The sequence below is a fragment of the Paraglaciecola arctica BSs20135 genome (assembly GCF_000314995.1).
Classification (GTDB): Bacteria; Pseudomonadota; Gammaproteobacteria; order Enterobacterales; family Alteromonadaceae; genus Paraglaciecola; species Paraglaciecola arctica.
This window is the reverse complement of record NZ_BAEO01000002.1, coordinates 1-20454: the sequence shown is the minus strand read 5'-3', so window position 1 is coordinate 20454 and position 20454 is coordinate 1. Positions and strand designations below refer to the sequence as shown.

Sequence of the window (20454 nt, the reverse complement as noted above, 5' to 3'; positions counted from 1 at the left end):
TTTACTCGATATTTGCGATCTGCTCGCGCATTTGCTCAATCAATACTTTTAATTCTACCGCTGATTGGGTGATGTCGGTATTGATGGATTTAGAGCCAAGGGTATTCGACTCACGGTTAAACTCTTGCATCATAAAATCTAGTCTGCGACCAACAGCTCCGCCTTTTTTGAGAATTTTTCGGGTTTCGCTAATATGGGATAATAAGCGGTCTAGTTCTTCGGCTACGTCTACTTTTTGTGCCAGCATCACCATTTCTTGTTCTACGCGGGCTGGATCAAGTTCAATTTTGGCTTCTTCAAAACGCGCTTGGATTTTTTCACGTTGCCATTTGATGACGTCTGGCATGTGGGCAGTGACTTTTTCTACCTCGACGTTTATGCCGTCTAAACGTTGTTCGATCATGGCTTTGAGGTTGCTGCCTTCGGTGGCGCGTGCCTCGATAAAATCTTTGAGGGTGAGGTCGAATTCAGCCAGTACTTCGGCTTGAATACTATCCATATCAGATTCGTCGGCTGAAATGACCCCAGGCCAACGTAATACGTCTAAAGGGTTAACTCCGGCTGATTGGCCATGTGATTGTACCCAATCTGCGGCCTTCATTACTTGTTTGGCTAGATCTTCGTTTAGATTGAGTTTGCCAACGGCTGCATCGTTAGCTACAAAACGTAATGAACATTCTACTTTGCCTCGTTGTAACTGCTTGCGAAAACGTTCACGTAACACCGGCTCCATGCTTTTAAAGTGCTCAGGTAGACGGAAATAAGTTTCAAGAAATCGTTGGTTAACCGAACGCACTTCCCACACGGCTGTGCCCCAATCGGCTTTAAGTTCGCGGCGAGCAAAAGCAGTCATACTGTAAATCATTGAAATCTTCCTAAGTCTTGGTTGCAGACATTATACCATTGCCTATTAAGAATTGCGCACTCAGCGAGTTTTAAAGAGCCTTAATCAAGGAGTGCGAATGCTGCAGATATCGGGGTCCTTTCAAATTTATGTAACCCAGAGTCAATTTCTTTAAAACTCGCGATTCGGGAAATCTCTATGTGTGATGGTATTAACCCTTATTGTGACTTGGGACGAGAGTCTTGGAGTATTAATTAAAAATGATCAGCTTAAAACCCAAGATAATTTGTACGGAAGCCTTTATAATTCCGCGCACTATTATTTAGGAGAACATCATGCGTCCAAGTGGAAGAACCGCCAGTCAAATTCGCCCTGTTACTATTACCCGCAATTTTACCTGTCATGCTGAAGGCTCAGTATTGATTGAGTTTGGCAACACTAAAGTGTTGTGTAATGCCTCTGTGACCGAAGGTGTGCCACGTTTTATGAAAGGCAAAGGTAAAGGCTGGGTGACCGCAGAATATAGTATGTTGCCAAGAGCGACTCATACTCGTTCTGATCGTGAAGCTGCGCGAGGTAAACAAGGCGGACGTACTCTTGAAATTCAGCGTTTAATCGCACGTTCATTGCGGGCTGCAGTGGATTTAAAATTATTGGGTGAAAACACTATTGTGGTTGATTGTGATGTTATCCAAGCTGACGGTGGTACACGTACTGCTTCGATTACCGGTGCTTGTGTAGCTTTGGCTGATGCACTCAGTTGGATGCGGGCTAAAGGTATTCTAAAAACTAATCCAATCAAACATATGATTGCGGCCTTATCTGTTGGTGTTTATAAAGGTATCGCTATTGCCGATTTAGAATATCTTGAAGATTCTGATGCTGAAACTGATATGAATGTAGTGATGACAGACACAGGCAAGTTCATCGAAGTACAAGGCACAGCTGAAGGCGAACCTTTTGATCTTGGTGAGTTAAATGAAATGTTGGAATTGGCGAAAAACGGTATTCGTGAATTGTTCGACGAGCAAAAATTGGCTTTGAACTAGGACTTTATAATGCAAGATTATCAACGTAACTTTATTGAGTTTGCTCTAGCTCGCAATGTATTAAAATTTGGTCAGTTTACGCTTAAGTCAGGCCGTACTAGCCCGTATTTTTTTAATGCAGGATTATTCAATACTGGTGGTGATTTAGCCAAGCTTGGACAGTTTTATGCACAAACCTTGCAAGCATCAGGTATTGATTACGATGTGTTATTTGGCCCTGCATACAAAGGCATTCCTATCGCCACCACTACAGCAGTGGCGTTAGCCGATAAACATAATGTCGATAAACCTTATTGTTTTAACCGCAAAGAAGCCAAAACTCATGGTGAAGGCGGCAATCTAGTGGGTAGCCCCTTAAAAGGCAAAATCATGCTGGTGGATGACGTGATTACCGCAGGTACGGCTATTCGTGAATCCATGCAATTGATAGCAGCAAATAATGCGCAACTTGCAGGTGTTCTGATTGCTCTAGATAGGCAAGAGAAAGGCCAAGGTGAGTTGTCGGCGATTCAAGAGGTTGAACGTGACTTTGATACTAAGGTGATTTCGATCATTAGTTTGGCTGATTTGGTGGATTATCTAAGTGACAAAGCAGATATGGCTGCGCACTTGGCTAATATCCAACAATATCGTGTGGATTATGGGATCTAAGGTGAGTCAGTCTTGTCCTTTTGAATCGGCAAATTACCAATTAGACGCTATTGGTTTACGTTGCCCTGAGCCCGTGATGATGGTACGCCTAAAAATTCGTGAGATGCAAATCGGCGAGACCTTAGCCGTGAGCGCCGACGATCACTCGACCACTCGCGATATCCCCAGCTTTTGCCGATTTATGGAGCATGAGTTGCTGGATTTTCAGAGCGCCAACTCCCCCTATAAATTTTTGATCAAAAAAGGTCGCTAACTTAGCGACCTTTTATCTTCACTTACTGAATATTGTTTAATTGGGTTTGCGAAACTTGATGGTCCAGCGATCGGTATTGCCAGTAACAGACTTAACGCCTACCTCATAGCGTAATTCATCATCAGCACGATAGTGTAGGTCGCTATAATCAACCAATTCAAAGCCCGCTTCTTGGATTTCTTTTATTGCTAAAACAGGATCGACTCGGCGTTTGTTCGCTGCGTTTGGCTCTTCCATATGACGCGCGGTATGGTCTACTACGGCATAAACACCACCTGGCTTGAGAGCTTCAAAGGCTAACTTATTCATGTTGCGACGGCCTTGCTCTGCAAAGTTATGATAGTTACGAAAGGTCAGTACCATATCAAGATCTTTTACTCCAAGAGAATCAGCATCTAAAGAATAAAAGCGCTCGCCATCTTTACGGTAAAGTTTGGCATCTTCGGCAACAATTTTAATTTTTTCGAACCCAGATTCTTTAGTTAAGTCATTAATACGTCCTGTACCAATAGCTGCGTAATACTGGCCTTTTTCACTAACAACCGGTGCCAAAATTTTGGTGTACCAGCCGCCGCCAGGAATAAGCTCGATAATTTTCATATCATCCCGCAAGCCAAAAAACTCTAGGGTTTGCAGAGCTTTGCGGTTTTTATCTCGGTCGGTTTCTGCTTCGGCTCTGATTTCTGCTTTTAGTGCCGATTTGATTTTCTCTGCTGTAGCGTCAAAGTTATCTGCGGCTATTGAGCTGATGCTCGCAGCGAGTAACAATAATGGTAGAAATTTTTTCACTAATATAGCTCCATTGTTAGTTTATTTAAGGGGTTATACGCGACTATTAAAGACCTCTGCAATAAGGTTTTAATTTCATATTTTTAGGTCTTGTTATAACTCGCCTAGGCTAAAACTGTAATTTCCACTACTAAGCATGAGATGGCGCTTCCCATCTAACTCTTGCTCTTCTCCCAACTCAGCAAGTTGGTAGAAGACATTTTGATGTAAACGGGCCCATAAGTTTCTGCGGACTAAAACGTAAGGTAGATAATCACCAGTTTTTTTGTCTGCAAATATCTGTATAGGATTTTCAGAACTAACAATTAAATCATTGTCTGTGTTGGTCGTAAGTAACAACTTACCATCTTCTTTCTGCCATTGAGTAATGATAAGGGGCACGTCTTCAACTTGAATGCCTACCTTTTCTACTGGGGTCACTAAAAAGTAACTATCGCCTTCACGTTTTAAAACACTGGCAAAAAGTTTAACTAAGGGCTTGCGGCCGATAGGCGTGCCCATGTAAAACCAAGTGCCGTCATGTTTTATTTGTATATCTATGTCACCACAAAAATCAGGGTTCCATTTATCAACAGGGGGCAATGCAGCATTTTGTGAACTGATTTGCTGCTGAAAAGCCCCTAAGTCGAAAGTCGCCATTAAAGTGTTTCTTTTATTTCACGCAATTTAGCTTTAATGCGGCGCATGTTTTCAGGACCAGTACGCAACAATTGCTTTTGAGGTGCAGTTAAAGACTCAAGTTGAGTATCTTTAAACTTGAACATTACGCTTTCGGTATACACTTCAACCGGGAAAGGCACTTCAGGGGTATCTAACAAAACGTCAATTGCGTCTTTAAGTTTTTCTTCAAAGTTGTCAGAAGGGCTACCAATTTCAGAAAATATTTTTTCAATGGCCGGTTTGTATTCTTGATATAGCTGCAATAATGATGCTGTTTCGAGAGACTCAAGCACTTCAACGTAAGGCGCATAACGTTTAAAACTAGCAGGGTCTATCCATTCTTTATCGGCTTGCCTGTAAGTGCGAAATGGTTTTTCTGGCTTAACTAATATTCTGTTGTTAGCCGCTATTCCATCCTCAGCTAAGGTATTGGTCATTATAACGAAGCGCTCTAGTAGTGCGTCATTAATCAGTAAACGTGCGAAAGTGTCATAGTCCGATAAAGTTAATAATTTGGTCTTAATCGTACCGTCACTTATATCTAATGGCTCTGGCTCGGGGATAATTTCTGGCTCAGGTTGTTCTACTACAGGCTCTGGAATGAGCATAGTAGGCTGTTCTTCAATAACTGGCTCGATAATGACAGGCGGTTCAGGCATCACAATGACTGGTTCAGGCTCAGGTTCGCTGGGCCAAAACACAACTGCTAAAACTATAGCCAAAACTATTGCACCTATAGTGAAATGCGGAACTAACGATTTTTTTGATTCTTCGCTCATGATTTTCCTATTAACTAAATGTCTTTAATTACTTGGACACTTCAGCCTACTCAAAATTCAATCTAAATGATACGCGCAGAGTGTAAAATACTGTAATTGTATTCTTAACTGGACTGACCATTAATAGGCAATTAAACTGATTGTGTTGTTAACCTAACTTAAGACATGTGGAAGTAATGTGAATATTATTTTATATGCAGTTCCGTTTTTTTTCCTGCTGATTGTTATCGAAGTGTTGTTAGAAAAAGCTAAAGGTACTGATTATTACCGTGTAAATGACAGTATTAATAGCCTAACAGCAGGTGTGTTGAGCAGAATGGCTGGCATAATTAAGCTGTTAGTCCCACTAACCATTTATGTGGTGGCTTATGAGCAGATGGCTTTATTTCACATGCCATCGAACTGGTGGATGTGGCTGACTGCGTTTGTGCTTTATGATTTTTGTTACTACTGGAATCACCGTCTAGGCCACGAAATGAATATTTTGTGGGCTGCCCATGTGGTGCATCATTCAAGTGAAGAATATAACTTAACCACGGCTTTACGGCAAAGTGGCAGTAGCTTTTTCAGTTGGATTTTTTACCTACCTATGGCCATATTGGGGTTTGAACCTTTGGTATTAATTACTGTAGGCTCATTAAACCTCATCTATCAATTTTGGGTCCACACTCGGCATATTCCCAAGTTGGGTTGGTATGAATGGGTGTTTGTTACTCCGTCAAATCATCGTGTTCATCATGCGCAAAACCAAATCTATATTGATCGTAACTATGGTGGAGTGTTCATACTTTGGGATAGGTTGTTTGGTTCATTCCAAGAAGAATTAGATGAAGACCCACCTATATATGGTATTCGAAAAGCTTTGAAAAGTTGGAATCCGCTGTGGGCCAACGTACATGTTTATGCGCAGCTAGGCAAAGACTGTTGGCACGCAAAACGTTGGCAAGATAAATTTCTTATTTGGTTTAAGCGCACCGGTTGGCGCCCTGCCGATGTTGAGCAAAACTATCCTCTGGCTAAAGTTGATCTGACTAAATTTAAAAAGTTTGATATTCAACTGACTATGACTAACAAATTATATAGCGTTTTACAGTATTCATTGATTGTGTTTATTGGTTTGCTACTAATTATGAACATTGCAGACTTTACTTTAGCAGAGCAAGTTTTGGTTGTGCTCTTTGTGTTTTATTGCAGTATTTCTGCTGGTTTAGTGTTGGAAAATAACCCGCTAGCTATTTATTTAGAATGGATAAAATTCGCACTCATTATAATAACGCTAATAATTTATCCATTGCCTGTATGGATTGAATGGACATTAGGAATAAGCATCTTGATTAACGGTTTGTTTTTATTATTCAAGAAGCAAGACATTATCAACACTCCAGAGTCTATGATTAAGGCTCTTAATTAGCTTGTGGAAGCCTGCTTATTTTGTTTTTAAAGGCAGGCTTTCTATTGATAAGCAAAAACTAATAAGAAGAATGACTAAATGGATATAAACAAAGGGCTGATATTTTCCTTTATCTTCCTTAGTAGTGCGGCCTTATCTAGGGAGGCTCCTTTAGTCTCAATTCCTACTCATGATGCTTTTTTCTCTAGTATTGCAGAGCATTGTGGCAAAGCTTTCGAGGGAAAAGTTGCAGTAGATAACCAGCCTAGCGCTGCATTCGATAATAAATTGGTTATGTTTTTACGCAAGTGCAACCAAACTGAATTACAAATTCCCTTTTATGTGGGAGACAATGCATCCCGCACATGGATTATTAAAAAAACCGGGAGTGGTTTAAGTCTAAAACATGATCACCGCCATAAAGATGGCTCCGATGATCCTGTTACTATGTATGGTGGACATACACTGGACGCAGGTTACGACCAAATTCAATCTTTCCCTGTCGACCAATACTCAATAGAATTATTTGCTCAGCATGGTCTACCGCAATCTATCACCAATACTTGGCAAATTTATATCTACCCAGATAAGTTTTCATATCGATTAGTGCGTGAAGGAAGAGAGTTTAGAGTCGACTTTGATTTGACTAAGGCAATATCAGCCCCTGCCGAACCTTGGGGTTATGAAGCTATAAATCGCTGAATTCCGGAATATAGCTCCACTGTTATTTGTTATATGCCCATTTAACTTCCTGTGGGCAAAACCAGTTAACCTGATTCAGGTTGACTGGTTAGCTATAAAAGGCTTCAACGGTGCCTTTTAAAGTCATCAGTAGAGGTTGTCCTCGGCGATCCAACGCTTTAGGAGAGGGGATTTTCACCCAACCTTCACTGATACAATATTCCTCTACATTAATGCGTTCTTTGCCGTTTAAGCGTATTCCAATGTTATGCTCGAAAATTTCTTCCACATGATGTGGGCTACGAGGATTACTCGAAAGGCGATCCGGTAAAGCGGGTAACGACTTAGTATCGTTCATGTTGATGACCTGATTTAATAAAAGTGCGCTATTGTAGACAATATAGAATTAGCGCTCAAGAACAGAAGTAGAGTTTAAAGATTGTTGTTACTTTGATTATTCATTATGGACTTTATTGGCCCATTATTTTAAGCGCTAGGTATGGTGCAATGGTGAATACAAAAGATAGAGTTTTGTAATTTGCTAAATAATTAAAGTAAACAATGGCTAGCTCGTTTTCTGGAATACCGAACATTTTGCTATGAATGGAGGTAATGAACGACCTCATTAAAACTAGCATTATGCTAGCGAAGAGTAATATTCCAATATTTAAAATTGATGCCCATCCGAGTAATTCAGTTAGTTGCTCAAGTGTGATCATCATTATGTTCCTTATGCCATAGACTGAAGTGCATTAGTTGCAAGTTGGCTTCAATACAAGCTTTAGTCACTTACGTATCTAGCTCTTTATTGATCAAACCGAGTTATATAGAGCTAGGTCTCAAAGGCCGTGCCTAGTCATCTATATTTGTGAAAGTGTGAGTACACTGCCTTTTTTTAATTGGCAGTCCTGCTAATTGCTTGTGCTAGATAAGACTTTAACCTTTAAAGATCATCTTTAGTATTATGGATAAACAAATAGACATAATAAGCAGCCATAGCCACCATTATACCAATGCCAAGGATGGAGCCCCAAGCGACCGGGTCGTGTAATATTAGATCCCACATATGAATCACCTCTGTTAAATAACTTTTTATCAGAGGTGATTTTAGACAATTATCAAAAGCACATATTGATCTAAATCAGCTTTGTTAGAGGATTGTTAGTGTTCAAATTTTAATGTTAGAAGTTCAACTGAATCGGCAAAAGTTAGTGTTTGTAATTTGCCTTTACCTTCAACGTTAATGGTATTGATTTGCTCTGGCCAAAGATCACGTAGGGCGTTATGACGGATTGTCATATTGTCTAATTTGGTAGGTTGTGTGGTTTCTTGGTATACCCATAAAAATTTGCCATCTAGTTCAACTCCCACCATTTTTAGTGGTAGTGGTTGCTTATCACTATCAAACAAATTAAAGCGCTGATTAACATAGTCACCAAACTGTTGTTGGGTCTTTTTTGAGTCAATGATATCCGCATCTTTACCAAATATTTCTTTTACTGCATGTTCCGCATCATGCACCCTAAAACGGTGCATGATTTCGATATTTTCGGTACGCGGGTTAAACAACACAGTGCTAATTGCCGTTTTTTGTTGGTGGGCTGACAGAGAGAACGCTGCAAACAGCAGCGTTCCTATTGCCCAGAAAACAATCTTATTCATTGTTGTCTTTGTCGCCTTCTTTGTCATCTTCGTCATCGTCTGTTTTTAGCTCAGTCTTAATGTCTTGCATAATATCTCTAGATACTTTTTTGGTGCTATCTTTGGATTTATAAGCTTCGATACGTGACGGGATAATTTGACGTGGGTAATGGTTGTTATCCACATTGACATCAGCGGTTTCCCAGCGAGGATCTACAGTGACACTAACCAACTCTTTGTCTTTGTCAGTGATTATCATTTTATTCACGGCTTTAGGCGTACGGCGCCAAATTTCAGCAGGGATATATTGATTTTCTTTAGTGCCATCAGCAAAAGTTAGCTCTAAGATGATTGGCATCACCAAGCCCCCTTTATTGGAAAACTCTAATACGTAATAATTTTTATCTTCTTTAACTGCGCGTTCTAAGGCGATTTTTTCCCATGGGTCTAACTTCTTTAAGAACTTCTGGTAAGAGTTACGTTCTTTGTTAGTAACAGTAAACCTGTCATTTTCGTCGTAGAAGTCAGTGATATCTGGGAAACGTTCAACCCATAGTTTTTTGCCTTCAGCTTTATTACGTTCGTCGGTTAAAGACATAGGTTTGTCTAATTCTTCCTGACGTAAACGGTTAAAATCGATATCAGGATCCTTAGTATCCAGGCGCAACTTAGAAATTTTATCTATTGAGATGTCCACGTGATCCGTGCTGTAAAACCAACCGCGCCAAAACCAATCTAAATCAACGCCTGAGGCTTCTTCCATAGTACGGAAAAAGTCTGAAGGAGTTGGGCGTTTGAATTTCCAGCGCTGTGCGTATTCTTTAAAGGCAAAGTCGAATAATTCACGACCTAATAAGGTCTCGCGCAATATATTTAATGCAACAGCAGGTTTGCCATAAGCATTTGGGCCTAAACGTAATACGCTATCTGACTGAGTCATAATAGGCACTTGATTAGTGGATTTCATATAACTAACGATATCGCGAGGCTCTACTCCCCAAGGAATAGTTGGATCCCATTCTCGCCCTGCTACGCCGTCCAAAAAGCTGTTTAGGCCTTCATCCATCCAAGTCCATTGACGTTCATCTGAGTTAACGACCATAGGAAAGTAAATATGCCCAACTTCATGGATAACCACACCAATTAAGAAACGTTTTTCGGCTTGTGAATAGGTACGGCTGCCATCGTCTTGCAATTCAGTGCGAGGACCATTGAAGGTGATCATTGGATATTCCATGCCGCCCACCGGGCCATTGACTGATTGGGCTACTGGATAAGGGTAGTCAAAAGAAAAACGACTATAGACTTCTAATGTTTGGATCACGGCTTCGGTAGAATACTTCTGCCATAATTCGCCACCTTCTTTTGGATAAAAAGACATCGCCATAACCAAAGGTTGATCATTACCACCTTGTTGATGTCCTCGAGCATCCCACATAAACTTACGAGATGAAGCCCATGCAAAGTCCCGTACGTTTTTAGCGCTGAATTTCCATGTTTTAGATTTATCGGTGCCTTCTTTTTCGTTTTCTAAGGCTTCTTCTTCAGTGACAACAAATACGATGCGATCCGCTTTTTCTGCTTCTTTTAAACGTTTACGTTGGGTAGATGTCAAAACGCTTTTTGGGTTTTGTAATTCACCAGTAGAACTAACAATATGGTCGGCAGGGACTGTTAATTCAACGTCATAGTTACCGAATTCCAAGGTAAATTCACCGCGGCCGATAAACTCTTTGTTAGTCCAAGCTTCGTAATCAGTATAGGCATGTAAACGTGGGAACCATTGAGCTAACAAGAATATGTCGTTACCGCCTTCTCGTTCGTCATCAGGAAAATGTTCGTAACCAGAACGAGCTGATACCGCGTCTTCTTCTACAATATTGAAGGCATAATCGATAGAAAATTCGACTTGTTTACCTGGCTTAAGAGGAGCAGATAAGTCGATGCGCATATTGGTACCGACTATAGTATGTTTAAGGATCCTACCATTACTGTCTTTAACCGATTGAATGTCAAAACCCAATACATTGTCGTCAGTAAACTGTTGGCGGCGTAATGCGCCTAAACTAAGTTGTGCTGCTTTACCGCTAGAGGCAGTTGAGGTTGCTGGTCCACGATTACCGATGCCGCCAAAAGTGGTTGTCATGGCAGACATAGAGTCATTACGAAACTTATTCTGCTCCAATTGCATCCAAAGATATTTGAGGGTATCAGGCGAATTATTGTGATAGGTAATGTCTTGGCTGGCTTCAATTCGACGTTTTTCTTCGTCTAACTTAGCTTTGATTTTGTAATCTACCTGCTGTTGCCAATACGCATGGCCGGGTTCACCCGCTGCGTTGCGGTAGACATTAGGGGTAGGCAATGATTCATCTAGTTGACGAAACTTATCTTCAAAATCACCTTTAGTTTGGTTTATTGACGCATTGGCAGAAGCAAAGGCGGCAAGTGACAGCAATGCTATCGTTATAAGTCTATTAAGCATTATGTTCCCTGATTGTTTTAATATTAGCTGCAGCTATTTATTATTTATTTATCTCAGCTAACCATTTTATTATAAATAATTGGGTAATTCTTTCTCTAACTAATCGAATTACCCTAGTTCGGCTTCGATTTTACCCCCAAAACCCTTATTTTTATATGAATTTATCCTAATGCGCTTATTTTCGATCATAGCTTATAACTACATTGGCTTGTTTATGCAGTGTTTTGTCGTACTCTAGCCTTGTAATGTAATGAGGTAAGTAATGACCAAGATCAGCTGGAAACGAGCAGTAATTAAAGTAGGTAGTAGCCTAATTGCTCCTAATGATAATCAATGCAGTCAAGAGTATCTTAGACATATTGCAACGTTTATAAGTGAAAGTCGTAAACAAGGAAAAGAGGTGGTTTTGGTCTCTTCAGGCAGTGTTGCCGCTGGAAAGGGTAAAATTGCCTTTAAACATCGTCCATCTATTGCTGAAAAACAAGCTATGGCGGCAATAGGGCAAATCCACATGATGGCTAATTGGTCGAGTCTGTTCGATTGTGATTGTGCGCAAATCTTGCTTACTGCTGATGATTTACATAACCGTACTCGCTACGTAAACATCAAAAACACCTTGCGAGAACTATTAAAAAATCATGCCTTACCCATAGTCAACGAAAATGACACTGTGGCAATTAATGAACTAAAAGTAGGTGATAACGATAATCTGGCAGCTTATACGGCGTTAGTCGCAGAGGCAGATACCTTGATTATTTGTTCCGATATTAATGGACTCTATGATGCCGATCCAAGGGTAAACCCCAATGCGCAACTGATTCCAGAAATCACCAATATAGATGCAAGCATTTACCAATTAGCTGGTGGTGCTGGCAGTGATATGGGCACGGGTGGTATGTATACTAAAATTCAAGCCGCACAAAAATGTGTAGATTCGGGTATTCAAACCTTGATAGTTAATGGTCGAGATCCCATTGTATTTGAGGCATTGGCTAAAGGGCAGTCACCCGGTTCTTTATTTATTCCCAACAAGAGTTTAGTGAAAGCTAGAGACAATTGGTTAAGGCACACCTTAAAAGTCACGGGGCTAATTGAAGTTGATCAAGGTGCCAAACTAGCACTACTAGAAAAAGGTGCATCATTATTGCCCTCTGGTATCACAAGCGTCAGTGGTCAATTTAAATCAGGTGAAGCCGTGAATATTAATTTTGAAAACAAAGTAATTGCCAAAGGGTTAGTGCAGTATAGTGCCAGTGATTTAAAGGCCATTCAGGGTCTCAACAGCCAAAAAATAGAAGCTACTTTAGGCTACTCGTTCGGTGAAGCTGTTGTTCATCGCGATGATTTAGTGTTGCTTTAGACATATTTAGACAAAATTACCCAAGGATATTTAACATGACTTTTTCTATTACAGCCGCGGCTAAACAAGCTAAAAAAGCAGCGCACCAAGTTGCCAACTTAACGTCTAAACAAAAAAATCAATTATTAGCTGATATTGCTGAGTCTTTATTGGCAAACACCGCCGCTATTTTAGTTGCCAATGAGAAAGATTTAAGTGCAGGTAAAAAAAATGGCTTAGATGCCGCGATGCTCGACCGCTTAGCCCTTGACCCTGCTCGTATTCAAGATATAGCCAATGCCGTATTAGAAATTGCAGCTCAAGCTGATCCCGTTGGTTCAATCTCTAAGATTGAACGTATGCCAAGCGGTATCCAAGTAGGCAAAATGCGTATTCCTTTAGGCGTGATCGCGATGATTTACGAATCCCGTCCAAACGTAACAATAGACGCCGCCGCATTGTGTTTAAAAGCCGGTAATGCTGTGGTGTTACGTGGTGGTAAAGAAGCCATACATTCTAATTTAGCGCTGGCCGAGTGTATTAAAAGCTCACTTTCTAAACAGCAAATCGATCCTGCTGCTGTGGTAGTGGTGCCTGACCCTGACCGCGCTGTGATGAACGAGTTAATGACGTTGAACGAGTCGATCGACCTGATTATTCCAAGAGGTGGTGAAGGGCTTATCCGTTTTGTGTCTGAAAACAGTCGTATTCCCGTTATCCAACATTATAAAGGTGTATGTCATTTGTATGTGGACAGTGCTGCAGATGAAACCAAGGCATTAGCATTACTTGAAAATGGTAAAACTCAGCGCACCGGTGTGTGTAATTCCTTAGAAACTTTATTAGTCCATCAAGATGTTGCCAAGACCTTTTTGCCCAAAGCTGCCGCTCTTTTAGCGCAGCACAACACTGTGGTGCATGCCTGTGAAAACAGCATCGAATATTTCAAAGGTGCACAAGCTGCCACCGAGGATGACTGGCACGCTGAATATTTAGCCATGGAAATTGCGGTAAGAGTGGTTTCAGATTTTGAACATGCAATTGAACATATTGAAGAATATGCCTCAGGTCATACTGAAGTCATTGCCACGCAAGACTATTCCACAGCACAGGCCTTTATACGCCGGATTAATTCAGCCGTTGTTATGGCCAATGCTTCGTCGCGTTTTTCCGATGGCGGTCAATTAGGTTTAGGTGCTGAAATTGGTATCTCCACCAGCAAGTTACATGCTTATGGGCCTATGGGAGCTGAATCACTTACCACAGAAAAATTTATTGTGATGGGTGACGGCGAAGTGCGCGAATAAACATAGTGATAAAACACTACTTGTTTGATTGGGGAGACACTTTAATGGTGGACTTACCCAATCAAACGGGCCCCATGTGTGACTGGCCAAAAATACAAGTGGTGGCGGGGGCAAAAAACTGTTTAAAGCGCTTAAGCCGAAATGCACAATGTCACCTCGCCACTAACGCCGAAGACTCCAGTGAAGTACAAATTCGCCACGCCTTAATACGCGCCGGGCTAAGTGAATTTATCACACAGGTTTTTTGCCGTGAAAACTTAGGATTGAGTAAAACAGATACTGGCTACTATCTAAAAATCGTCCAGCAATTAGGCGCTAGCCCTTCACAAGTGAGCATGCTAGGAGACTCCCTAGAAAAAGACGTCTTAGCTCCTATGGCCGCCGGACTAAAGTCGGTGTGGTTTAACCCTACAAATCAAAAATCCAGCCAAAACATCTTAATGGTTGAGCAACTTAGTGAGTTTGTTTGAAGTTAATACATTGCTTTAAGATTAATCTTAAAGAATGTGAATAATAGGCTTGTCATCATCAAAATCATCTTCATCCCAATCTGGATATTGTTCAGGAAGAAAATCACTTTTAGAGACAATGTTCGGATATTCAATATTCTCAACAGGGGCAAAAGGTTTTTTACGAGTTTTACTTATCTGAAATAGCCAGCTATCGCCGTAATCAAACAAGTAAAACATCTTTTTATCTTTGGCTGTTTGGATAAAATATTCAATACTTGTATCCACTATTCTTTGCTCATCACACTGAAAGCTATTACGCTCAAATGCTTGTAGTGTTTTAGCAATATAGAATTCATACATATGATCATTATCAAACTCAACTGCTTCTTGGATCATTAAATGTAAATCTTCTAAACTTGCGTCGCCATCTACTTCAATAACGCATTCCCAATGAATCTGTTCCAATGGGTTAGGCAGTTTAATATTTATGGTGTATATCATAAATATGGATAACTCTATTGACTGAATATGTTTAGTTTAAAGGGAAAATCCATCGACTAGCCAATTAGCAACCTCGTGCATTAGTAATGATAACGACAGGATATGACCGTTAAATATACATCTGATACTGCGTAAACCAAACGATTTGTTTCATCTATTCGTCTAGACCAAAAACCAGATAAATTTTCTTTTAATGGCTCAGGCTTGCCTATACCTTCAAAGGGTAAACGTTTGGCGTCACTAATTAACTTATTAATCCGTTTTAATGTTCTTTTATCTTGCCCTTGCCAGTAAAGATAATCATTCCAAGCCTCATCTGTCCAAGCAAGTTGCTTAGTCATTGGTGATGTCTCGTAATCTTGTTTTACCGGAATTATATTGCTCAATGGATTTTGATAAATGTGCAGCATTAGCCGGTGATTTTAGCAAATGAACCGTTTCCATTAAGCTATTATAGTGCTCCATTGACATGACAACTGCATCTTCAGCATCTCTTCGAGTTATCACGGTATAATCAACATCATTTACAACATTGTCCAGCACTGACTTAAGCCGATTACGAGCTTCAGTAAAAGATACAATACGCATTACACTACACCTCTAAGTTGTACAACTAATAAGACAAGTCTACATCAAGCTATTAACATGTACAATAATAAGACAGCTCTTGTATTTACAAGGATGATAAATACTAAACAGGTGTTTACTTGGCGTTACTTATATTGTCTGGGGGTGATATTCAGAAACTCACTAAAGTCTCTAGTCAGATGGGATTGATCAGCATAATCTAAACTCGCGGCCAACTCCGCCAAAGACAACTGCTGATTTTCTAACCTCTCTAACGCATGGTGTAGACGATATTTTCGGATCAACCATTTGGGTGATAAACCTACATAGGTTTTAAACAAGCGTTGTATATTGCGAACTGAGGTGTGGCAGTGTTCTGCAAGGATTTCAACACGGTTGATGTTGTTATTATTTTTTATATGCTCTGCAAGGGTTTGTACTTTGATAATTGCTGGATCTAATTGAATAATATTGTTTTGCAACTCATGGCTTAAATAAGCAACTGCTGCTTGGTCGTTCTTAGCGTTAAGTGTATTTTTCATTAGTTTTTGTTGGTCAATTTCGAAGATATCAGCCACTTCAAACTCACTATCTAGGGCTTTATCTAAAGGGAAATGAAGTTTTTTGGCCAATACGCCTAAGTTAAACTTCACTCCGATAATTTTGCCTTGCCCTTGCATGCTGTAACTATATTTTTTACTTACTGGCCCCAGCACTTTTGCACCTTGTTTGCTGATGATTAAATGCATATTAGGATCGGGTAAGTTTTGTTGGGTGTGTGCTGGTTTTCCTCGAAGATCCCAATCCACTAACCAAAATTGTTCAACTAAAGGTGCTAGAGCAGGTTCAGGTTGATAACGCCTTAATTGAAAATTTTCAGCGCTACGAGTTTGATGCAAAACACCGGATATTTTTTTGTCGCTGGTTTTCATTAATCGGCTTATTTGTCGTGTTTGTTCAATATTGATTGTTGATCATGCATTAGGCTTTTGAATTCGGCAAATAAAAGGAACTAATGATGCAAAACTTAACAGGTCAATTTCAAATAAAAGATTGGCAAGAGACAACCCAAAGTGAATATGAAGAAGGAAAACGCAGTTTAGCTAAGGTCAAACTTGAGTATAGCGGCGATATTGTTGGTACCAGCGACTTACAGTATTTATTGAGTTATCAAGCCGATGGCAGCGCTGAGTTTGTTGGGTTTGAAACTATACAAGCCAGTGTTAACGATATTTCAGGCTACTTGATTTTAAGACATCTAGGTCAATTTGTTAATGGTGTTGCCAGCAGTCAATTTGAGATAATACAAAGTTCGATTGACGACAATCTCATTGGCTTAAAAGGTGACTTTACCTCTGGTGAAAACGGAGTGGCGGGTTACACTATCCATCTAAACTAGCATAACTTTGGAGACCATATGAGCGACAAAATCAGCGGAGGCTGCCTTTGTGGTGCGGTCACTTATGAAGTTGAGAATGACTTTAAACGATTCTATTTTTGCCATTGTAAACAATGTCAAAAAATTACCGGCTCGGCTCATGCGGCTAATTTATTTACTCGCCACGAGGCGATCAAATGGCTGTCAGGCGCAAAGCATAAAAAACAATTTAACTATCCAGAACGTGACTTTACCGTGGTGTTTTGCTCTGAATGTGGCTCTGGTTTGCCTTTTGTGACTACCAGTGGCAAAGCCTTAATTGTGCCAGCAGGTAGTTTAGACGCCGAGCCGAACATTCAACCCAACGATAATATATTTTGGGCTGAACGAGCTAGTTGGTATGCTGAGGGTCAGCAAGCCAACAAGTGTGATGGCTTCCCTAGTTAACCTGAGTTTAGGTTAACTACTATGTGGCTTGCCACTTGCAGTTTGCTCTAACATTGCATAATAAAACTGAATTGCATTTAGGTAATCCTTAACGGCTATTTGTTCGTTTAGCCCGTGGAATTGTTTTAAGGTCTCTGGATTGAGCGAAACCATCATAAAGCGATAGATATTGTCAGATAGGTTTTGAAAATGTCTTGAATCTGTTGCCGCTACCACCAAATAAGGGGTAACTAGAACATTGTCGTCTAAACGTCTTATGGAACTTTCAATTAACTTAAATCCAATATTATCGGTAGGTGATACAGCTGATGCTTCATTGGCTAATTCAGTAGAAAGTGTCACTCTAGGGTCATCAATCACTCGTTCAAGATGTGCTTGAATACTCTTTATAGTGTCGCCCGGTAAAATTCTAAAGTTGACTACAGCTGTGGCAATAGTTGGCAGTACATTTGACTTAGTGCTGCCTTGTAACATGGTGACCGCAGTGGTGGTACGAGAGCTTGCTGCTGATATGGGGCTGTTAAGTAAAGTGTTAAGTATTAATGGTTCAAACAACCATAAATTGGCTAATGGCAAGCGCTTGGATAAAGGCATTGAATAACCAATGTTATCGAACATCAAGTCAAAAAATTCGAGTCGTGCATCAAATGGGTTATTTTCTACTTTTACTATGGCGCTGGCTAAAATCCCCGCCGCAGTATGTGCTGGTGGTTGTGATGAATGTCCACCCTCGCCTTTAACTGTTAATCTAAAATTCACTATGCCTTTTTCAGCTACACCCACTAGAGCCAATGGTTGAGTCGCACCCGGAATAATACCCTCGGTAATTACGCCGCCTTCGTCTAAGACGAATTCAAATTGGATGTTTTGTTCAGCAAAATATTTAGCTATGGCTTTTGCACCTTCACCGCCCACTTCTTCATCGTGACCAAAGGCAAAATAAACATCTCTTTGTGGTACTTTATTTTGCGTTAGAAACCATTCTAACGACTCCATTAATGCCAGTACACTTACCTTATCGTCAATTGCACCTCTGCCCCAAATTGCACCGTCTGTTACTTTTCCGCTAAAAGGCGGTTGTAACCATTGGTCTTTAGTTTGTTCGTCAACAGGCACCACATCCATATGCCCCATAAAAAGTGCAGGCTTGAGTTGAGGGTTTTGCCCTTTTAGGTGAAAAACCATGCTGTAATCGTTGAACTTAGTGAGTTGTGTTTTGGCGTGTGCTAATGGAAAAGACTGTGCCAAATGTTGATGAAACGCCAGAAATGCTGAATGGTCGAACTTGCTGGTATCGTCATAGGATATTGTGGGAATTTGTAGTGCTAGACTAAACCTGTCTATTGCAGCGGCTTTGTCTAAAGCAATAGGTGTGAGTGACTCGGTGACCTGATATTGATTGTTTTCAAAAACAGTTGTCGCTCGAAAAACCACGATAACCAATAACACAACAATAATGGTAGTGATGGATAGCAATATTTTTTTCATGTAATGAGTCACTTATAGATTTTATTGGGTAAACTTGCGGCTAGTATAACCTTTCATCAAGAGTAATAAATAGTTGTCTAATCTCGTTTTGTTTTCTGTTGTGGTGCTTATTTGGGGTTCCACTTGGCTGGCTATCACTTTTCAGTTTGGTGAAGTTGATCCGACGCTTTCAGTTGCTTATCGTTTTTTGATAGCTGCAATTATTCTATTTAGTTACTGCAAAATAAAAAAGTTATCGTTACGTTTACCGAAACATATCCACATCAAAATGGCCGGTGTTGGTTTATGTCTATATACCCTTGATTACACGCTTTTATATCAAAGCCAACAATACATTATAAGTGCGATTGTGGCCTTAATGAGCTCTGGTATGGTGTATATCAACGTATTGTTACGACGGGTTTTATTGAAAAAACCTATTCGCAAGGAAGTCATGATAGGGGCAACCTTAGGCATGTTCGGCATAGGTTTAATATTCTTACCTGAGTTTGCTAAAGTCAGTGCTAATCAATATCTGTTATTGGGTATTAGTTTAGCTTTTTCTTCGTTCTTTTTTGCTTCTTTGGGCAATGTTATCTCTGAGCGTATCCTTGATCATGGCACACCTGTCATTCAAATGAACTTCTGGGCCATGAGTTACGGGGTTATCTTTATATTCACCGCGGCCATGTTTAATGGTGCTGAGTTTAGTTTGCCAACCAACCCCAATTATTATTATTCGATGTTTTATTTGTCGGTATTTGGTTCGGTTTTAGCGTTTGGTGGCTATATGCAACTAGTTAAACAAATGGGCTCAGATAAAGCCGCTTATGTAGTATTGGTTTATCCCATTATTGCTTTGATATTATCGACTATATTTGAAGGTTATCAATGGCATGTAGAGGCTTTTATTGGTGTTGCAGTTGTATTGTTAGGTAATGCTGTTGCTATGGGGAAATTGCCGCTGCCATTTAGTAAGCGTGCACAAAAATCCTAATTGGTAACTGGGTCATAAATCTTGTTTAGTCAGTTGTTTATAGATTATTTCCTGTGCCAATTTAATATGCTTGGCCATCAGCAGCAAATACATGTTTTTGTCCTTATTTATGGGTATATACGCTTCCTTAAATCTCATAGTCTTGGGCTGAGCAAAAATATTACAGAATATTTGTAATATTTTTATGGCGTTAGAGACTAAGTTATTGAACCTATTATTTTAACCGCGTAGCGTAAATCTCGGGGGCTTGCCCCCGTGCTGGATAGTGTAAACTGGGTCTTTTTCCAGTTTATGCTATTCATCATATGGAACTTCAGAGAAATACACATCACGTTTATCGGTTAATGTATCACTTTGTTTGGATACCCAAATATCGACACAAAGTGTTTGTAGAGCCGTATCGCGAAGCGATGAAGGCGATTATTCGTAAAATAGGGTATGACTATGATTTTGATATCCAGGAGTTGGAAATTCCAGAAGATCATATTCACATGGTTATCAAAGGCGAACCCAAAGTAGCTCCTAGTCATGTAATGCAAGTTATAAAAAGTATCTCAGCGAGAGAGTTTTTTAAGTTATATCCAGAGATTAATAAACGATACTTCTGGGGTGGTAAGCTTTGGACACAGAGCTATTTCGTCGAAACGATTGGTAATGCCAATGAAGAGACAATTAGGAAGTATGTTCAAAACGAACTAATCGAGCTGGATAGTAAAGAAAAGAACGCCAAGCAGTTGGGTTTGTTTTAAAACTCGGTCGCTTGCGGCCGATTTTTTT

26 protein-coding genes are annotated in these 20454 nt (G+C 40.1%); 12 read left to right on the top strand and 14 right to left on the bottom strand.

What is annotated here, in order from left to right; all coding sequences use genetic code 11:
* Window position 1 precedes the first annotated feature (1 nt).
* A complete protein-coding gene (locus GARC_RS00150; protein WP_007615409.1) occupies window positions 2–865 on the bottom strand; it encodes a YicC/YloC family endoribonuclease in 864 nt (287 codons plus the stop codon).
* A 314-nt stretch (window positions 866–1179) separates the two neighbouring features.
* Between GARC_RS00150 and rph the strand changes: the two genes are divergently transcribed.
* Genes rph through tusA form a run of 3 tightly spaced genes read left to right on the top strand, consistent with a single transcriptional unit; the run spans window position 1180 to window position 2797 of the window.
* A complete protein-coding gene (gene rph, locus GARC_RS00145) occupies window positions 1180–1893 on the top strand; it encodes a ribonuclease PH (RefSeq protein WP_007615407.1) in 714 nt (237 codons plus the stop codon).
* A 9-nt stretch (window positions 1894–1902) separates the two neighbouring features.
* Complete coding sequence (gene pyrE, locus GARC_RS00140; RefSeq protein ID WP_007615405.1) at window positions 1903–2544, top strand: orotate phosphoribosyltransferase; 642 nt, start codon at window positions 1903–1905, stop codon at window positions 2542–2544.
* Window positions 2534–2797: a sulfurtransferase TusA gene (gene tusA, locus GARC_RS00135; protein ID WP_039988247.1), complete on the top strand. Its 264-nt coding sequence runs from the start codon at window positions 2534–2536 to the stop codon at window positions 2795–2797. The genes pyrE and tusA overlap by 11 nt, the downstream gene beginning before the upstream one ends.
* 36 nt (window positions 2798–2833) lie before the next feature.
* Here the strand turns inward: tusA and GARC_RS00130 are convergent, their stop codons facing one another.
* The 3 genes from GARC_RS00130 to GARC_RS00120 form a co-directional block, all read right to left on the bottom strand.
* Window positions 2834–3586: a class I SAM-dependent methyltransferase gene (locus tag GARC_RS00130; protein WP_007615401.1), complete on the bottom strand. Its 753-nt coding sequence runs from the start codon at window positions 3584–3586 to the stop codon at window positions 2834–2836.
* 93 nt (window positions 3587–3679) lie between these two features.
* Window positions 3680–4225, bottom strand: coding sequence for a DUF1285 domain-containing protein (locus GARC_RS00125; RefSeq protein ID WP_007615399.1), 546 nt, complete (start codon window positions 4223–4225; stop codon window positions 3680–3682).
* Window positions 4225–5025, bottom strand: a complete 801-nt coding sequence (locus tag GARC_RS00120) for a DUF3014 domain-containing protein (RefSeq protein WP_007615384.1) — start codon at window positions 5023–5025, stop codon at window positions 4225–4227. Before GARC_RS00120 ends, GARC_RS00125 begins: the two co-directional genes overlap by 1 nt.
* A 178-nt stretch (window positions 5026–5203) precedes the next feature.
* On the opposite strand from GARC_RS00120, the gene GARC_RS00115 reads away from it, so the two are divergent.
* Together GARC_RS00115 and GARC_RS00110 are read left to right on the top strand one after the other, a co-directional pair.
* Window positions 5204–6436 (top strand): sterol desaturase family protein, encoded by a 1233-nt coding sequence (locus tag GARC_RS00115; protein ID WP_007615382.1) that lies wholly within the window; start codon window positions 5204–5206, stop codon window positions 6434–6436.
* Between the two features lie 78 nt (window positions 6437–6514).
* Window positions 6515–7117: a hypothetical protein gene (locus GARC_RS00110; protein WP_007615380.1), complete on the top strand. Its 603-nt coding sequence runs from the start codon at window positions 6515–6517 to the stop codon at window positions 7115–7117.
* Window positions 7118–7205: 88 nt separating this feature from the next.
* Here the strand turns inward: GARC_RS00110 and GARC_RS00105 are convergent, their stop codons facing one another.
* The 5 genes from GARC_RS00105 to GARC_RS00090 all read right to left on the bottom strand — a co-directional run bounded on the left by GARC_RS00105 (window position 7206) and on the right by GARC_RS00090 (window position 11222).
* Window positions 7206–7454: a DUF3297 family protein gene (locus GARC_RS00105; protein WP_007615378.1), complete on the bottom strand. Its 249-nt coding sequence runs from the start codon at window positions 7452–7454 to the stop codon at window positions 7206–7208.
* Between the two features lie 112 nt (window positions 7455–7566).
* Window positions 7567–7818, bottom strand: coding sequence for a DUF6868 family protein (locus GARC_RS00100; protein ID WP_226989036.1), 252 nt, complete (start codon window positions 7816–7818; stop codon window positions 7567–7569).
* Window positions 7819–8039: 221 nt separating this feature from the next.
* Window positions 8040–8162 carry a DUF3149 domain-containing protein gene (locus GARC_RS26135; protein ID WP_007615372.1) on the bottom strand — a complete coding sequence of 41 codons (123 nt, stop codon included), beginning with the start codon at window positions 8160–8162 and terminating at the stop codon, window positions 8040–8042.
* 95 nt (window positions 8163–8257) lie between these two features.
* Window positions 8258–8758 carry a DUF6702 family protein gene (locus tag GARC_RS00095; protein ID WP_007615371.1) on the bottom strand — a complete coding sequence of 167 codons (501 nt, stop codon included), beginning with the start codon at window positions 8756–8758 and terminating at the stop codon, window positions 8258–8260.
* Window positions 8751–11222: a M1 family metallopeptidase gene (locus GARC_RS00090; protein ID WP_007615370.1), complete on the bottom strand. Its 2472-nt coding sequence runs from the start codon at window positions 11220–11222 to the stop codon at window positions 8751–8753. The genes GARC_RS00095 and GARC_RS00090 overlap by 8 nt, the downstream gene beginning before the upstream one ends.
* Before the next feature lie 262 nt (window positions 11223–11484).
* Between GARC_RS00090 and proB the strand changes: the two genes are divergently transcribed.
* The 3 genes from proB to GARC_RS00075 are packed head-to-tail and all read left to right on the top strand — an operon-like array spanning window position 11485 to window position 14338.
* A complete protein-coding gene (gene proB / locus GARC_RS00085) occupies window positions 11485–12582 on the top strand; it encodes a glutamate 5-kinase (RefSeq protein WP_007615369.1) in 1098 nt (365 codons plus the stop codon).
* A gap of 35 nt (window positions 12583–12617) precedes the next feature.
* Window positions 12618–13868, top strand: coding sequence for a glutamate-5-semialdehyde dehydrogenase (locus GARC_RS00080; RefSeq protein WP_007615368.1), 1251 nt, complete (start codon window positions 12618–12620; stop codon window positions 13866–13868).
* A 5-nt stretch (window positions 13869–13873) separates the two neighbouring features.
* The gene (locus GARC_RS00075; RefSeq protein ID WP_153810825.1) at window positions 13874–14338 is read left to right on the top strand and encodes an HAD family hydrolase; all 465 of its coding nucleotides are present in this window, start codon (window positions 13874–13876) and stop codon (window positions 14336–14338) included.
* 27 nt (window positions 14339–14365) lie between these two features.
* On the opposite strand, the gene GARC_RS00070 is transcribed toward GARC_RS00075, so the two are convergent.
* From GARC_RS00070 to GARC_RS00055, 4 genes are all read right to left on the bottom strand, one after another.
* Complete coding sequence (locus GARC_RS00070; RefSeq protein WP_007615365.1) at window positions 14366–14821, bottom strand: IS1096 element passenger TnpR family protein; 456 nt, start codon at window positions 14819–14821, stop codon at window positions 14366–14368.
* Window positions 14822–14901: 80 nt separating this feature from the next.
* Window positions 14902–15162, bottom strand: a complete 261-nt coding sequence (locus GARC_RS00065) for a Txe/YoeB family addiction module toxin (RefSeq protein ID WP_007615363.1) — start codon at window positions 15160–15162, stop codon at window positions 14902–14904.
* The gene (locus tag GARC_RS00060) at window positions 15155–15409 is read right to left on the bottom strand and encodes a type II toxin-antitoxin system Phd/YefM family antitoxin (RefSeq protein WP_007615362.1); all 255 of its coding nucleotides are present in this window, start codon (window positions 15407–15409) and stop codon (window positions 15155–15157) included. The genes GARC_RS00065 and GARC_RS00060 overlap by 8 nt, the downstream gene beginning before the upstream one ends.
* A gap of 125 nt (window positions 15410–15534) precedes the next feature.
* Window positions 15535–16320, bottom strand: a complete 786-nt coding sequence (locus tag GARC_RS00055) for a helix-turn-helix transcriptional regulator (protein WP_007615360.1) — start codon at window positions 16318–16320, stop codon at window positions 15535–15537.
* 83 nt (window positions 16321–16403) lie between these two features.
* Here GARC_RS00055 and GARC_RS00050 point away from each other — a divergent pair, with 83 nt between their 5' ends.
* Together GARC_RS00050 and GARC_RS00045 are read left to right on the top strand one after the other, a co-directional pair.
* Window positions 16404–16787, top strand: coding sequence for a DUF3224 domain-containing protein (locus GARC_RS00050; protein WP_052151440.1), 384 nt, complete (start codon window positions 16404–16406; stop codon window positions 16785–16787).
* A gap of 18 nt (window positions 16788–16805) precedes the next feature.
* Window positions 16806–17213, top strand: a complete 408-nt coding sequence (locus GARC_RS00045) for a GFA family protein (protein WP_007615356.1) — start codon at window positions 16806–16808, stop codon at window positions 17211–17213.
* A 12-nt stretch (window positions 17214–17225) separates the two neighbouring features.
* Here GARC_RS00045 and GARC_RS00040 read toward each other — a convergent pair whose 3' ends face one another.
* Window positions 17226–18701 (bottom strand): M20 family peptidase, encoded by a 1476-nt coding sequence (locus tag GARC_RS00040; RefSeq protein ID WP_007615354.1) that lies wholly within the window; start codon window positions 18699–18701, stop codon window positions 17226–17228.
* 73 nt (window positions 18702–18774) lie between these two features.
* Between GARC_RS00040 and GARC_RS00035 the strand changes: the two genes are divergently transcribed.
* Window positions 18775–19677, top strand: a complete 903-nt coding sequence (locus tag GARC_RS00035) for a DMT family transporter (RefSeq protein ID WP_039988242.1) — start codon at window positions 18775–18777, stop codon at window positions 19675–19677.
* A gap of 305 nt (window positions 19678–19982) precedes the next feature.
* Window positions 19983–20426: an IS200/IS605 family transposase gene (tnpA, locus tag GARC_RS00030; RefSeq protein WP_153810824.1), complete on the top strand. Its 444-nt coding sequence runs from the start codon at window positions 19983–19985 to the stop codon at window positions 20424–20426.
* The last annotated feature ends 28 nt before the right edge of the window (window positions 20427–20454 follow it).

Coding starts and splice junctions, on each gene's coding strand:
- GARC_RS00150 (WP_007615409.1), bottom strand. CDS start 865: ATGATTTACAGTATGACTGCTTTTGCTCGCCGCGAACTTAAAGCCGAT.
- rph (WP_007615407.1), top strand. CDS start 1,180: ATGCGTCCAAGTGGAAGAACCGCCAGTCAAATTCGCCCTGTTACTATT.
- pyrE (WP_007615405.1), top strand. CDS start 1,903: ATGCAAGATTATCAACGTAACTTTATTGAGTTTGCTCTAGCTCGCAAT.
- tusA (WP_039988247.1), top strand. CDS start 2,534: ATGGGATCTAAGGTGAGTCAGTCTTGTCCTTTTGAATCGGCAAATTAC.
- GARC_RS00125 (WP_007615399.1), bottom strand. CDS start 4,225: ATGGCGACTTTCGACTTAGGGGCTTTTCAGCAGCAAATCAGTTCACAA.
- GARC_RS00120 (WP_007615384.1), bottom strand. CDS start 5,025: ATGAGCGAAGAATCAAAAAAATCGTTAGTTCCGCATTTCACTATAGGT.
- GARC_RS00110 (WP_007615380.1), top strand. CDS start 6,515: ATGGATATAAACAAAGGGCTGATATTTTCCTTTATCTTCCTTAGTAGT.
- GARC_RS00105 (WP_007615378.1), bottom strand. CDS start 7,454: ATGAACGATACTAAGTCGTTACCCGCTTTACCGGATCGCCTTTCGAGT.
- GARC_RS00100 (WP_226989036.1), bottom strand. CDS start 7,818: ATGATGATCACACTTGAGCAACTAACTGAATTACTCGGATGGGCATCA.
- GARC_RS26135 (WP_007615372.1), bottom strand. CDS start 8,162: ATGTGGGATCTAATATTACACGACCCGGTCGCTTGGGGCTCCATCCTT.
- GARC_RS00095 (WP_007615371.1), bottom strand. CDS start 8,758: ATGAATAAGATTGTTTTCTGGGCAATAGGAACGCTGCTGTTTGCAGCG.
- GARC_RS00090 (WP_007615370.1), bottom strand. CDS start 11,222: ATGCTTAATAGACTTATAACGATAGCATTGCTGTCACTTGCCGCCTTT.
- proB (WP_007615369.1), top strand. CDS start 11,485: ATGACCAAGATCAGCTGGAAACGAGCAGTAATTAAAGTAGGTAGTAGC.
- GARC_RS00080 (WP_007615368.1), top strand. CDS start 12,618: ATGACTTTTTCTATTACAGCCGCGGCTAAACAAGCTAAAAAAGCAGCG.
- GARC_RS00070 (WP_007615365.1), bottom strand. CDS start 14,821: ATGATATACACCATAAATATTAAACTGCCTAACCCATTGGAACAGATT.
- GARC_RS00065 (WP_007615363.1), bottom strand. CDS start 15,162: ATGACTAAGCAACTTGCTTGGACAGATGAGGCTTGGAATGATTATCTT.
- GARC_RS00060 (WP_007615362.1), bottom strand. CDS start 15,409: ATGCGTATTGTATCTTTTACTGAAGCTCGTAATCGGCTTAAGTCAGTG.
- GARC_RS00055 (WP_007615360.1), bottom strand. CDS start 16,320: ATGAAAACCAGCGACAAAAAAATATCCGGTGTTTTGCATCAAACTCGT.
- GARC_RS00050 (WP_052151440.1), top strand. CDS start 16,404: ATGATGCAAAACTTAACAGGTCAATTTCAAATAAAAGATTGGCAAGAG.
- GARC_RS00045 (WP_007615356.1), top strand. CDS start 16,806: ATGAGCGACAAAATCAGCGGAGGCTGCCTTTGTGGTGCGGTCACTTAT.
- GARC_RS00040 (WP_007615354.1), bottom strand. CDS start 18,701: ATGAAAAAAATATTGCTATCCATCACTACCATTATTGTTGTGTTATTG.
- tnpA (WP_153810824.1), top strand. CDS start 19,983: ATGGAACTTCAGAGAAATACACATCACGTTTATCGGTTAATGTATCAC.